This is a genomic window from Wolbachia endosymbiont (group A) of Pogonocherus hispidulus (assembly GCF_964028195.1).
In the GTDB taxonomy this organism is placed as follows: domain Bacteria; phylum Pseudomonadota; class Alphaproteobacteria; order Rickettsiales; family Anaplasmataceae; genus Wolbachia.
Window position 1 is genome coordinate 1,199,885 of the sequence record NZ_OZ034750.1, and the last position, 13,025, is coordinate 1,212,909.

At 36.1% G+C, this 13,025-nt stretch carries 10 protein-coding genes; 5 read left to right on the top strand and 5 right to left on the bottom strand.

Annotated features, from left to right (window positions below; all coding sequences use genetic code 11):
- Positions 1-53: 53 nt before the first annotated feature.
- From pyrE to ABWU58_RS05870, 4 genes are all read right to left on the bottom strand, one after another.
- Positions 54-650 carry an orotate phosphoribosyltransferase gene (gene pyrE / locus ABWU58_RS05855; protein WP_353282875.1) on the bottom strand — a complete coding sequence of 199 codons (597 nt, stop codon included), beginning with the start codon at positions 648-650 and terminating at the stop codon, positions 54-56.
- Positions 651-653: 3 nt separating this feature from the next.
- Complete coding sequence (locus ABWU58_RS05860) at positions 654-1,838, bottom strand: dicarboxylate/amino acid:cation symporter (RefSeq protein ID WP_353282876.1); 1,185 nt, start codon at positions 1,836-1,838, stop codon at positions 654-656.
- A gap of 206 nt (positions 1,839-2,044) precedes the next feature.
- Positions 2,045-3,370, bottom strand: coding sequence for a dihydroorotase (locus ABWU58_RS05865; RefSeq protein WP_353282877.1), 1,326 nt, complete (start codon positions 3,368-3,370; stop codon positions 2,045-2,047).
- 122 nt (positions 3,371-3,492) lie between these two features.
- Positions 3,493-4,740, bottom strand: a complete 1,248-nt coding sequence (locus tag ABWU58_RS05870; RefSeq protein WP_353282878.1) for a hypothetical protein — start codon at positions 4,738-4,740, stop codon at positions 3,493-3,495.
- A gap of 201 nt (positions 4,741-4,941) precedes the next feature.
- Here ABWU58_RS05870 and ABWU58_RS05875 point away from each other — a divergent pair, with 201 nt between their 5' ends.
- A complete protein-coding gene (locus ABWU58_RS05875) occupies positions 4,942-6,885 on the top strand; it encodes a heme lyase CcmF/NrfE family subunit (RefSeq protein WP_353282879.1) in 1,944 nt (647 codons plus the stop codon).
- Between the two features lie 1,972 nt (positions 6,886-8,857).
- A complete protein-coding gene (secF, locus tag ABWU58_RS05880) occupies positions 8,858-9,733 on the top strand; it encodes a protein translocase subunit SecF (RefSeq protein ID WP_341812395.1) in 876 nt (291 codons plus the stop codon).
- A gap of 6 nt (positions 9,734-9,739) precedes the next feature.
- Here the strand turns inward: secF and ABWU58_RS05885 are convergent, their stop codons facing one another.
- Positions 9,740-10,255 (bottom strand): TIGR02281 family clan AA aspartic protease, encoded by a 516-nt coding sequence (locus ABWU58_RS05885; protein WP_182182693.1) that lies wholly within the window; start codon positions 10,253-10,255, stop codon positions 9,740-9,742.
- Positions 10,256-10,389: 134 nt separating this feature from the next.
- Here ABWU58_RS05885 and yidC point away from each other — a divergent pair, with 134 nt between their 5' ends.
- The 3 genes from yidC to nusB are packed head-to-tail and all read left to right on the top strand — an operon-like array spanning position 10,390 to position 12,972.
- The gene (yidC, locus tag ABWU58_RS05890; RefSeq protein ID WP_353282880.1) at positions 10,390-12,099 is read left to right on the top strand and encodes a membrane protein insertase YidC; all 1,710 of its coding nucleotides are present in this window, start codon (positions 10,390-10,392) and stop codon (positions 12,097-12,099) included.
- Positions 12,077-12,505, top strand: a complete 429-nt coding sequence (locus ABWU58_RS05895) for a 6,7-dimethyl-8-ribityllumazine synthase (protein WP_353282881.1) — start codon at positions 12,077-12,079, stop codon at positions 12,503-12,505. The genes yidC and ABWU58_RS05895 overlap by 23 nt, the downstream gene beginning before the upstream one ends.
- A complete protein-coding gene (gene nusB / locus ABWU58_RS05900; protein WP_353282882.1) occupies positions 12,505-12,972 on the top strand; it encodes a transcription antitermination factor NusB in 468 nt (155 codons plus the stop codon). The genes ABWU58_RS05895 and nusB overlap by 1 nt, the downstream gene beginning before the upstream one ends.
- Positions 12,973-13,025: the final 53 nt, after the last annotated feature.

A 13,025-nucleotide genomic window follows, 5' to 3' on the forward strand; every position in this document is an offset into this window, starting at 1 on the left:
GAGTAAATAACTAAAGCTGTGTATAGGTGCTGTGTTTCCAAGATATTATAGGATTACTTTGTTAAATATTCTCTACTCCCAGGTTTTGTTATGGGCAGTTGTTTTAATTCACTTGGAAGTTCTTCCCCGCTGTAGTTTTGGATGTTCAGTTCAATCAAAGATATGACAGGAAAAGGCAGTTTCGTTTCACTATTCCTCTTTATTAGAGAAGCTTCAGCAATGACTTTACCTCCCTCCCCTTCTGCACATTTCACTGCTTCAAGTGAAGACTTGCCTGTGGTTATCACATCCTCGATAAGTAATATTTTCTCACCTTTTTTGATCTTAAATCCACGGCGTAATTCAAACTTACCATTAACACGCTCGCAAAACATTGTCTTTATTCCAAGCTGCCTGCCAATCTCATAACCTACAACTATTCCGCCAATTGCAGGAGATAGTATTAAATCTATTGAGCTATTTAATTCTTTTTTTATTTTATCTGCTAATAATGCGCAAACTTTCATGGCTCTGCTTGGATTTTCAAAAATCTTCGCACACTGTATGTATGTGTCACTATGCAGTCCGGATGATAAAACAAAATGCCCATGCAAAATTGCTTCTGCTTCTTTAAATTCTTTTATTATTAGGTTATTTTCGTCTAATATCATTTTTTAAGTTTCACTATTACATTCTTTATTAATTATCTGAGTGATACAAATATCAGACCACACGTTTATTGCAGTTTCAAACATATCGATGATTGTATAAATAGGCAAAATCAGTCCCATAATATGCAGAGGAACATTCATCGACATGAGATAACTGGTTGCCATAAAATAGCACCCCATCGGCACTCCAGCGTTACCAATTGCTGCACTAGTTGCTAAAAAAATCCATATAAACATTTCGCTTAAGGAAAATGCGCATCCATTCATCTCTGCAACAAACATTACAGTGATTAGTATAAATGCAGCACATGCATTCATATTAATTGTTGTGCATATTGGTAAAATAAAGGACGACAATTTCTTTGGCACCTTTAGCTTATTTTGCACACAGTCTATAGTTGTTGGCAATGTTGCACTGGATGATTTAGAAAAAAACGCAAGTGTGAGTGCCGGCATAACCCCTTTCAGCGTTTGAATTGGTGATATGCCTTTATACCACATAAGTAGCGGTAAAATCAGAAATGCCTGCACAAAATTTGCAGACATTATGCAAACAAAATACCATAAAAGACTGTAGAACTCGCTACCACCTTTTAATTCGTGCAAAAAACATGTAATAAAAGACCACACAGCAAGTGGAACAAGCTTTAGTAACCCCTGAGCAATTTTAAGTAACGTATCGAAAAGTGCAGAGAATATTTGATGTAATATGTCCTGCTTTTCTTTTGAAAGTGAAACAATAGCTCCACCCATCAAAAAAGCGATCAATATGCTACCAATAACGTTATTTTCAAGAAAAACTTGCACAAAATTCGAAGGAATGAGTGATTTTAAGTATGAAAAGTAACTGTAATTGTTATTATCCAAACTTCCTATCGTGTTACATATGAAATTTTTTTTCACTGGGTCTATTAGCAGGTAAAACGATAATGCAACAAACGCAGCTATAATAGTTGTAAGCAGCGTATAAAATAGTGTTTTCTTAACTAAGGTTTTAATTTCGATTGAGTCTTTAAGTCCTGAAATTGTGGAAACTATTGATAGAAAAACTAAAGGTAAACTTATTAATTTCAACAAACTAACAAATATGTCACTAAACAGCTTTGCTATTTCAAATATAATCTCACTGTTTAAATAGTAAGCAACTATTGCAAACAGTATAGAAAAGAGTATTGCAAACTTGTGCATTGAAAATAAAACTTCAAAGTAACATTATACAACAATTTTGCTGTTTTGGAATCAGATTGATAGACAAAATAACTTTATAGATTAGGGAAAGATAAGAGGATGCGTTTATTCGGAGACAGTGGAATTGACTAAGATTTCTTAATTTAAATTTAGGTGCACTTAGCCCATTCTGGTGATAACAAATTGGAATAGATAAGGTATGATAACTAACTCTTCTGTGAGTATATAGTTTTGCCGGACACAACAGTACGTACCACGTGTCCTTTTACTTTGCGCCCATCGAAAGGGGAATTCTTTGATTTACTAGCAAAGTTGTCAATTTTAATTTCCCATTCATGATTGAGGTCAACTAAAATTAAGTCTGCAGCAAGGTTTTTTTGTATACGACCACGTGGTATGTGTATTATATCTGCAGGCTTATATGTCAATTTTGCGAGCACATCAAGTAGACCCATTTGCCCACTGTGATAGAGTTCAAGTGAAAGGGGAAGCATTGTTTCAAGGCCAACAATACCAAATGCAGCATTTTCAAGTGGCAGATCTTTAGAATTACGATCATGCGGAGCGTGATCGGTTGCAATGCAATCAATCACACCTGTCTTTAAACCTTCAATCATAGCTAAACGATCTTCTTCAGTGCGAAGTGGCGGGTTCATTTTTGCAATTGCTCCATGTTGTTTTACTATATCTTCAGTCAAAGTGAAGTGATGAGGGGTTACTTCGCACGTAACATTTAATCCCAAATCTTTTGCACGTTTAATAGCATCAAGTGAATCTTTTGAAGAGACATGCAAAACATGGTAGTGCACATTTTTCATATCTTTCATCAGTAGTATATCGCGACTCACCATAACAGATTCTGATGCACCCAAGATTCCCTTTACTCCTAATTCTTCAGAAATTTTACCCTCGTTGATTGCACCACCAGCAGATAAATTTAAATCTTCTGCATGTTGAGCAATAGGGACATTCAGCATACTTGAATAAAGCAGCGCCTGTCTCATAATCATTGGGTTCATAACTGGCATGCCATCATCAGTGAACCCAACCGCACCTACTTCCTTTAAAAGTGCCATTTCAGTCAACTTTTCTTCCGAAGTGGTGATTTTAGCGTAAAATTCAACGTTTACATGTGAAGTTTCAAATGCTCTATATTTCAAATATTTAGCTAAAATAACACTATCAATTGCTGGAACAGTGTTCGGCTGACAAACTACAGTTGTAACGCCTCCCGCAGCTGCAGATTTGCTGCCTGTATATATAGTTTCTTTATGCTCCTGACCTGGTTCACGAAAATGTACGTGAATGTCAATAAGGCCTGGCATTAGAACAAGCCCTTTACAATCTATTGTTTCGTCAACTCCACTTGTTGAAAATAATGATTCACCAAAGTCAACAATTTTATCCCCTTCAGTCAATAATGAACCTTTTATATCAAGTTTAGTTTCCGGGTCGATAATACGAGCATTAGTATACGCAATTTTATAGCCTTCCTTTTGCCCTGTTTGCAGCAAATTCCAAGTTTGAGTCATTATATTTGAGTATCGATTATAAAATAAATCTAAAGTTTTTTTAACAAAACACAACCAAATAAAAACGCAGACTAAAGTTGCGAGAGCTGTCTTGAATTAAAATTGTCCCAAAAATTTGGCTCTTATAACCGAGTTACTTCAGTTTTAACGTTAATGTGTGAAACTCTTAGCTCTGTTGGAGGATTTTCTAGCTGAACATCTAACTTATTCTGTATGTTCAATAAACAAATTAAAGCTGAATCAAAATCTTCATCAAACTGCTTCGCTTCATGCATACCATCGATTATTTCCTCTAATTCTTCCACATCATCCATTTCTTGCGGCGTACTTTTTAATATCGCTTTTATTTGGTTTAAGTTTTGACGAATTTTCTCCTGATATCCAACAATTCTCTCTTGATATATATCAATCATTTTTTGACATGCGTTGCCTCTAAATGGATGTTCTTTTTTCTCTTTTATGTAAGAACTTTGAAAGTCTTTACAGTTAAGGATTGCTTCTCTATGTTTTTTTATGTCATTAATTGCACTGACTATCGACTTATCTATTTTCTTCAAATTTTTTTCCCGTTCTTCTCTTTTAATTATACTTTTGGATTCATTTTTCATTTGGTTCATTTTGTCATACAGGTTTCTGCATTCTTTATAAGATATCAGTGGTCGCAATGCTTTATCTTGCAACCTATCGTAAGCTGCCCTCAATTTTTCATCCGCTAATACTTTTACAGCACTTTTTCTTTCGTTCTGTGACTTGGGGTATTTTTTATTTAATAGATTGACACGATTCAACAAGAAAGTCTTAGCAGAATTTTCCTTATGCTCTTTTAGCTCTTCTAATGTAATTCCTATTTCCTCTTCCAGTGACTCTATGTACTTCAAAATTTGTTCATAATCTTGCCAATTAGAAGTAATGGATGCTTTTTTTTCGATTTTACGCTTGTTTATAGGCTTATTTAGAGGCCTATTAAATAATTTTACATCTACCTCTTGTGGATCAATTGCATTCGGCGTAATATTTTTATTATGTTGATCTTCGAAAAAAGCTTGTACCTGTTTTTTTAATGTTAATACGTTATTTAATTTACTCTCGATGTTACGAGTTTTTCCAATAGTATTATCAACATTTCTTGCTGCTTTGCTGTTCTTTTTATCTTTCTCAATTTGTTTTTCAAACGTGCTCCACAGTTTATCTCTTAACTGTTTCCTGTTGCTATCACACAGCTCGTTGATCTGACTTTCAAAATCATTCTTATCCTTAAATCCCAAAATAGTATAAGGATTTAGAATTTCTTGTTTGTAATCTTGTAATGTTGTGTTACCACTTATATTAAATAGATTACAAGAAAAACCATTTCGTGTAGCTGTAGTCATAATATTACCTCAATATTAACGTTGTATAATAAAAGTATAAAAGTTTAATACTTAATTTTTACTTACTGCTGACATGGTTAGCACAGTTAACTGTGAAGATATCAGAAATATCAATAGCAAAAAATTATATATTTTGCTCCTATATTAAAACTTTAATTCCTAGTTCGTTATCAGTAATATTTATATAAACAACTATAATTTATGCCTGAATTTGGGAATATATTGCTATTGGTAGCCTGCTTATTGTCTTTGACATATTTGTTTTTACCGCTCAGTTCTTGTCGGTTTATTACCACTGCCATATTTTTTTGTGTATCAACATCAATGGCTATTTTAATCTACTGCCACATTACAAATGATTTCTCACTTGAAAACGTATACTACCACTCACACACAACAAAACCTTTGATCTATAAGATTTGTGGTGTTTGGGGCAATAAAGAAGGGTCTATGTTGCTTTGGACATTAGTGCTTACCTTTTACCTATTTCTGATGGGTATTTTTACTGATAACGACAGTAAATTGAAGAAAGTATCCTTGATCACCCAAGGCTTGATTTGCTTTTGTTTTTTACTGTTCACTTTAATTGAATCCAGCCCCTTCACTAAAATGCCAAGCGTTGAAAAAGATGGATCGGGTTTTAATCCGATATTGCAAGATATAGGCCTTGCTATTCATCCACCGATATTATATTTGGGGTACCTTGGATTTAGCGTTCCTTTTTCGCTCTCTATAGCTGGATTAATTGCAAATACTGAAGGAAATGTTTGGGCTAAAATTGTCAGGCCTTGGGTACTTATTTCTTGGTCGCTGCTCACTTTGGGCATCAGCTTGGGTAGCTGGTGGGCATATCGCGAACTTGGGTGGGGTGGATTTTGGTTTTGGGATCCAGTGGAAAACGTTTCTTTGATGCCGTGGCTAATTGCAGTGGCGCTGACGCATTTGTTGCTCGTGGTGCGAAATTTCAATACTTTAAGGAATTTTGCTATTTTACTTACGCTTACAACTTTTATATTGAGTGTGACTGGAACATTTCTAGTCCGCTCAGGAATACTCACCTCAGTGCACACGTTTGCAGATGACCCAAGGTATGGACTATATATATTAGCTCTACTTGGTATAATTACAGCCAGTAGCTTAGTAATATTTGTAGTGTTTACGAGAAAGAATCACACATCTGCGATGTCATTCCAATGCTTGACACTGGAATCCAGAAAGAAACTTGCTACTCAAGTGACAGAGGGTAGAAGATTCTTTTCACGCCTTACGATGATGCTGATGAACAATTTATTATTCATCACTGCCTTTTTCATCGTGTTCGTTGGCACTTTATACCCTACAGTGCTTGAGTATTTAACTGGTGAATTAATTTCAGTTGGAGCACCATATTACAATTCTTTATTTAATCCTATTGCACTGGCTATTCTAGTGCTCACCATGATCGGGCAATACTGCCGTTGGCAGGGAAATAGTCTATTGCCAATATTCCGTGAATATAGATTTTCATTCTGCAGTGCTGCAGCTATTTTGCCGTTTATCTTTCACATGGAGCTAATAATTGTGCTATCAATTACTATCTCCATAGCATTATTAATCTTTGTTTTAGAAGCATACAGTAAAAGAATTCGTTTATTTAAGAGCGAATCAATTTTATTAGCAAGAAGAGTTTCTAAATCCTACTATGCAATGATGCTTGCTCATGCTGGAGTGGCAATTCTAGTGCTTGGTATAGCTTATTCAGTTGGTTGGCAGGAGAAAAAAGAAAATTACTTAAAAATAGGGGATAGCATAACAGTCAATAAATTTAAAGTTACTTTGCAAAATATTGAGCTAATAAAAGAAAAAAATTTCCATGCAGTGAGAGGTACAATGGATATCAGGAATTTGCTGAATAACAAGATATTGGGTGAAGTAACTCCTGAATATAGATTTTACCTTGCGGAAGGTCAGAAAAATGTTGAAAGCAGTATCTACCACAATTTGCTTTCTGATATTTATGTTGTAATTGGAGAGATTGATAAGAGTAAGAGCAAAATTGCAGCTAAAGTGCACTATAAACCTGGAATGTCTATAATCTGGCTTGGATCCTTTCTCATCGCTTTTGGTTCGCTCCTTGCCGCTTTTCCTTTATTGAGAAGATTTTAATAGGACTCCTTTATACTATAACGAAAAAACTTACTTGACACCCTTCGCCAGTCCCCTTATCATAGAGTTGAAGCTATTTATTTATCTTCGCAATCTGCAGATTAAAACGACAAAGGGAACTTTGTATTTGGCGTAAATCATGCTTAATTTTTTGCACTATGTGCACCTCATGTCTTTATAAAACTTCTGGGTTTCTACCTATACAAGCCGAAACGCGCTTATAAAGCGTTTAAGACATCAAAAGACGTCAAATAGAACAAGGGAGAATTTGAATACTAGCTACCCTAGGTTTTCTTTGCCTTTTTTTCTGCTTAGTAAATTTCTTAAACACTTGCGGTGTAGGTTAGTTGCAAGTTAAAAGCAGCTAAATCGCTCTTAATCAAGCGTTTTAGAATAAAAAAAACGCCGATATTTTAGCACATAGTAAATAGCCAACCACCACGGGGCTTCTTTTGCCTTTTTTTTCATTTGGTAAATTCCTTAATATTTATAGCTAAACGACAACCGTCATCCCGCTACGTGTTAGCGGGATCTCTTGTTAGCGGATGAGATACCGCGGCGGTATGACGTAGGACCGCTGTCATTCCAGTCTGGAATCTAGTTCTTATTGTACATTTACTTAGTGTAGAGTTAAGTTTCCTGGATCCAAGTAGTCAGGGCACTGGGGTGACACCCTTTTGGATGGAAACCAGTGTCAGCTACTTTCATGACACCATTCTTTCTTCTGGATCCCAGTGTCAAGCACTGGGATGACATCATAGGGGTACTAGCCTGACAACCGTCATCCCGCTACTTGTTAGCGGCTAAGAGATACCGCGGCGGTATGACGGTTCGCGGCGGTATGACGGTTCGCGGTGGCATGATGATAACCTCGTCATCCCGCTGCTTGTTAGCGGCTAAGAGATACCGCGGCAGTATGACGGTTAAGTAGGGTGTCATCCCAGTACTGGGATGAAAGGGGAAGGTATTAGGATGACACCGTCATAAAGTAAAATGAGATCCCAGTGTCACGCACTGGGATGACATTATAAGGGCACTGGGATGACAGAAGAAGGCACTGGGATGACGGGGGAAGGTACTACCTTGACAACCGTCATCCCGCTGCTTGTTAGCGGGATCTAGAGATACCGCGAATGAATCGCGGTATGACGGTCTGCGGTGACATGACGGTTAAGCAATTCGTCATCCCGCTACGTGTTAGCGGCTAAGAGATACCGCGAATGAATCGCGGTATGACGGTTCGTGGCGGTATGACGGTTCGCGGTGACATGACGATAACCTCGTCATCCCGCTGCTTGTTAGCGGGATCTAGAGATACCGCGAATGAATCGCGGTATGACGGTTCGTGGCGGTATGACGGTTCGCGGTGGCATGACGATAACCTCGTCATCCCGCTGCTTGTTAGCGGCTAAGAGATACCGCGGCGGTATGACGGTTCGTGGCGGTATGACGGTCTGCGGTGACATGACGGTTAAGCAATTCGTCATCTCGCTACTTGTTAGCGGCTAAGAGATACCGCGGCGGTATGACGGTTCGTGGCGGTATGACGGTTCGCGGTGGCATGACGATAACCTCGTCATCCCGCTGCTTGTTAGCGGCTAAGAGATACCGCGGCGGTATGACGGTTAAGTAGGGTGTCATCCCAGTACTGGGATGAAAGGGGAAGGTATTAGGATGACACCGTCATAAAGTAAAATGAGATCCCAGTGTCACGCACTGGGATGACATTATAAGGGCACTGGGATGACAGAAGAAGGCACTGGGATGACGGGGGAAGGTACTACCTTGACAACCGTCATCCCGCTGCTTGTTAGCGGGATCTAGAGATACCGCGGCGGTATGACGTAGGACTGCTGTGATACCATTATAGAGTGAACCAGTGTCAGCTACTCGGATGACAGAGAAGTCCAACCACAGAATAAACTAGTGAATTTTTTGAAAAGTATATAAAATTCAAGTTTAAGTAAATAGCATGGCACTTAGACTCATTCCAGATAACCTCAATATCAAGTTTAGTAAATATAGGGATTTGACTGCATTAATTAGCATTATTTTTATCATCTTTTCAATGCTCATTGTTGTGTTACGTGGAGTGAACTTAGGCATAGACTTTGCAGGCGGAATTTTGATAGAGATAAAATCTTCAGATGAGAATCACTCTATTCTTGATGCATTAAAAGAAAATGGTTTTACAGTGCAGAGTTCAAAAGCGGGTGATAATCTAGTCATGCGTTTTAAAGATGAAGGAGATGAAGATAAAATCAAAAAGATAAAAAGCATACTAGAAGAAAAGCTGGGGAGCTCAATAAGCTATCGTAAAATAGACTATGTTGGCCCACAAATAAGCTCAACACAAATATTTGAAGGAATGTTATCCATGTTGATCGCGATTGTTGGAATATTTTTTTACGTTTGGTTTAGATTTAATTGGCAATGTGGATTCAGTGGAATAACAGCACTGATTCATGACGTGGTTTTAACTGTTGGTTTTATTAGCCTAACTGGCATTGAGTTTAATATTTCATCAGTTGCAGCTCTCCTCACTGTCATTGGTTATTCAATCAATAACTCAGTAATTATATACGATCGGATTCGAGAGTATTGCAAGAGTGGTAAAAGTGGGCGGATGAGTGAGATGGTAGATGCAAGTATCAACGCTACATTATTTCGCACTATATTAACCTCGGGTACAACCCTTCTTGCTGCTCTTCCTTTGACATTAATCTGCACAGATGCAGTGAGAGACTTCAGCTTGATCATTTTTTTTGGTATTTTGATTGGCACTTGTTCTGCAATATTTATTTCTGCTCCTATATTAACCTACAGAGCTTTGATAAGTAGATTGTAGAAGTGTTTAGTCGCGGTATAATATCAACTTATTATCTCTTATAGTGAAATGAAAATACCTTAAAAAGCTCATTCCAAGTAGTGAATGAGACATAGAATGAGTGTTAACGCTCGCCTGTACATCATTAACTAAAAAATTTCCTATTTTAACCTGAGGGATGTGAACAACACCAGCTTTTATTTGACCTTTCGCAGTTTCATATATTTTAAAATCCTGAACGTTTTGTAAGTTAATACCAACATGTAATGCGTCTTTTTGTGATAGAACAATATCGGTTGCTCCGGTATCAAGCAAAAACGTTATATTGCGATCATTGACCTGAGCCTGAATATAAAAGTGTCCATCGTATGATTTCGTAAATTCGATACTTCCACTATTCTGACCACTATTTTGAATTCTCCCTTTATATGGTAAAAAAGTACTGAGAAATCTGTCGCTTAGTTTGTCCCTTTGTGAATCAATAAGCATTGAAGTGGCGGCTATTATTAGTAACCAAATAACTAAATTTTTCACCGCGTTCATATTGTTAAAATTTGAAGCTATTAAAATAAATTTTAAAGATTAGCGTTAAAAGTTATTATTAAAAATAAGTAAATTTTATTGTTTTAGTACAATATTTAATATACACTTTAAGAAGATATGTTTGATTTAATTTCATGTCAGAAGCAAAAAGTTTAATTTTAGCAGCTATCCTTTCCATGTTGATCATGGTATCTTGGCGCATTATTTATGATAATTTTTTTAGTGCAAACCAAAACCAGCCATTGATTGAAAATATTGAACATATCGAATCTTTTAACGACCTTGCTCCTATAATACACCAAAATCGTTCTGAAATTATTAATTCCACTCGAGAACAGAGGGTTAGTTTAACCAATAACATGATTAAAGGATCAATTTCTTTGAAAGGTGCAAGGTTTGATGACTTAATCTTAACTAACTACCACTTAGAACCGAGTTCTTCTTCTCCACAAGTGGTGTTACTGTCACCTGCAGAATCAAAAGATGTATATTTCGCAGAATTTGGGTGGCTCGATCCGAATGAAAAGATTAAAGTTCCAGATTCTAAAACAGTCTGGCAAGCAGATAAACTCAATCAAAAAGAGGTCAATTTATTTTGGGATAATGAAAATGGCATTTTATTTAGAATGAAAATTAGCCTTGACGATAACTACATGTTTAAAGTTGAGCAAATTATTGAAAACAATACAAAAGATAATGTAGTTTTGGTTCCTTATGGTAGAATTAACCGTAAACGTGACAATATCAACGAATCTTATTGGATATCCCATGAAGGAGTACTGGGTGCATTTGATAATAAACTAGAGGAGTGGACATATAAGGATATTTCCAAAAAACATTTAATAAAAGCAAGCACGAGTGAAAAAAATTGGTTTGGTTTTGCTGATAAATACTGGCTTACAGCCATCATACCTGAGAAATCCGATAAAATAAATGTAAGCATTAAACACACGAACGTTAATAATACTGATAAATTCCAAGTAGATTTTGTCAAACCTTACAAGAGCATACTTCCTGGCGCAAGTGTTTCTAATGTGAATTATTTTTTTGCTGGAGCAAAAAAGTTGAATTTACTGGATTCTTATAAGGATACTCTCAATATACCTTTGTTTGATAAAGCTGTAGATTTTGGTGTTCTTTATTTTATAACCAAGCCAGTGTTTTTACTGCTTGAATATTTTAACTTCGTTTTAAAAAATTTTGGCTTAGCAATATTATTGCTGACTTTAGTAATCAAACTTTTGATGCTTCCCTTATCTAATAGATCATATATTTCGATGTTCAAGGTGAAAAGCCTGCAGCCTGAATTAACTCGTATAAAAGAGTTGTATAAAAATGACAGCTTAAAGCAGCATAAAGAGACAATTGCGTTGTTCAAGAGAAACAATGTAAACCCAATGTCGAGCATTTTTCCCATGCTCATACAAATACCGGTATTTTTTGCTCTATATAAAGTATTATTTGTTACTATAGAGATGAGGCATGCTCCTTTTTTTTTATGGATTAAGGATCTTTCAGCTCCTGACCCAACGAACATCTTTACATTATTTGGGTTGTTTAATTATAACTTTCCTATTTCTATAGGCATTTTACCTATAATTTTCGGTGCCACCATGATAATTCAGCAGAAGCTAAGTGAGAAAGATCAAACCAGTAAAGATGATATTCAAGTAAATGTTATGAAGTTTTTACCTTACATTTCTGTCTTTATTTTTTCTTCTTTTCCTGCCGGCCTGGTAATATATTGGATATTTAGTAATATTATAACTCTAATTCAACAATCATTAATAAAGTTGCTTTTAACAAGAAAAGTGGGGATGAATGTCGAAAATACTAATAGTTAATTCAATTTACCACACTGAAATAGCGAACCTTTTGCTTGAAGGTGCAGTCGATAGATTAAAAGAAAGTCATGCAAGCTATGACATAATTGAAGTTCCTGGTGCATTTGAGATACCAGCTACAATTCTCTTTGCAGTAAAAAGCAAGAATGCTAATTATGACGGTTATTTAGCTCTTGGGTGCGTGATTCGCGGTGAAACCGATCACTATCAATATGTTTGTAAAGGAGTAATCGAAGGCTTAAATGAAGTTATTATGCATTATGCAATGCCCCTTGGTATGGGCGTAATTACTGCTGACAGCAAAGATAAAGCACTAGTTAGAGCTGACAAAAACAAAAAGAACGTCGGTGGCCATGCAGCCTCAACTGTTTTACATATGATAGATTTACACAATAAATTAAAATAATGGAGGAAAAACCAGTAGATAAAAAGTGGCGCATAAAAAGAAGTACGGCAAGATTTCTTGCTGTACAAATTGCTTATTCAAATATTTTTGTAGGTTACAACAAAAGCACTTTTAAATTGGAAAATTGTGAACTTAAGGACTACATAAGTAAGTTGAAAGATATATTTGAATGTGAAGAATTTGAACATCAGTTCTTAGAAAACTTGTTATATAAGGTTATAAAAAGCAGTGAAGAATATGATAAAATAATAGAGTCTTACTTACACCCAAGCTGGTCCCTTTCACGGTTAAATCTTATAAGTTTATCTATTTTGCGTGTTGCAATATGTGAGTTAGCTAATTGTGATACGCCAGTTCCAGTTGTCATTAATGAATATACTAACATTGCATCTGATTTACTTGATAAACCAAGCGAAATTGGTTTTATTAATGGGTTATTGGATAAGGCAAAAGATGCAGTTAAATAAAAATCCTTAGCAGCTTCTCACAACTATATAAAAGTTTATTGTATCCGTTCAGG

Bases quoted from the DNA above. Each gene is read 5' to 3' on its own strand.
- pyrE (WP_353282875.1), bottom strand. From the start codon at position 650: ATGATATTAGACGAAAATAACCTAATAATAAAAGAATTTAAAGAAGCA.
- ABWU58_RS05860 (WP_353282876.1), bottom strand. From the start codon at position 1,838: ATGCACAAGTTTGCAATACTCTTTTCTATACTGTTTGCAATAGTTGCT.
- ABWU58_RS05865 (WP_353282877.1), bottom strand. From the start codon at position 3,370: ATGACTCAAACTTGGAATTTGCTGCAAACAGGGCAAAAGGAAGGCTAT.
- ABWU58_RS05870 (WP_353282878.1), bottom strand. From the start codon at position 4,740: ATGACTACAGCTACACGAAATGGTTTTTCTTGTAATCTATTTAATATA.
- ABWU58_RS05875 (WP_353282879.1), top strand. From the start codon at position 4,942: ATGCCTGAATTTGGGAATATATTGCTATTGGTAGCCTGCTTATTGTCT.
- secF (WP_341812395.1), top strand. From the start codon at position 8,858: ATGGCACTTAGACTCATTCCAGATAACCTCAATATCAAGTTTAGTAAA.
- ABWU58_RS05885 (WP_182182693.1), bottom strand. From the start codon at position 10,255: ATGAACGCGGTGAAAAATTTAGTTATTTGGTTACTAATAATAGCCGCC.
- yidC (WP_353282880.1), top strand. From the start codon at position 10,390: ATGTCAGAAGCAAAAAGTTTAATTTTAGCAGCTATCCTTTCCATGTTG.
- ABWU58_RS05895 (WP_353282881.1), top strand. From the start codon at position 12,077: ATGTCGAAAATACTAATAGTTAATTCAATTTACCACACTGAAATAGCG.
- nusB (WP_353282882.1), top strand. From the start codon at position 12,505: ATGGAGGAAAAACCAGTAGATAAAAAGTGGCGCATAAAAAGAAGTACG.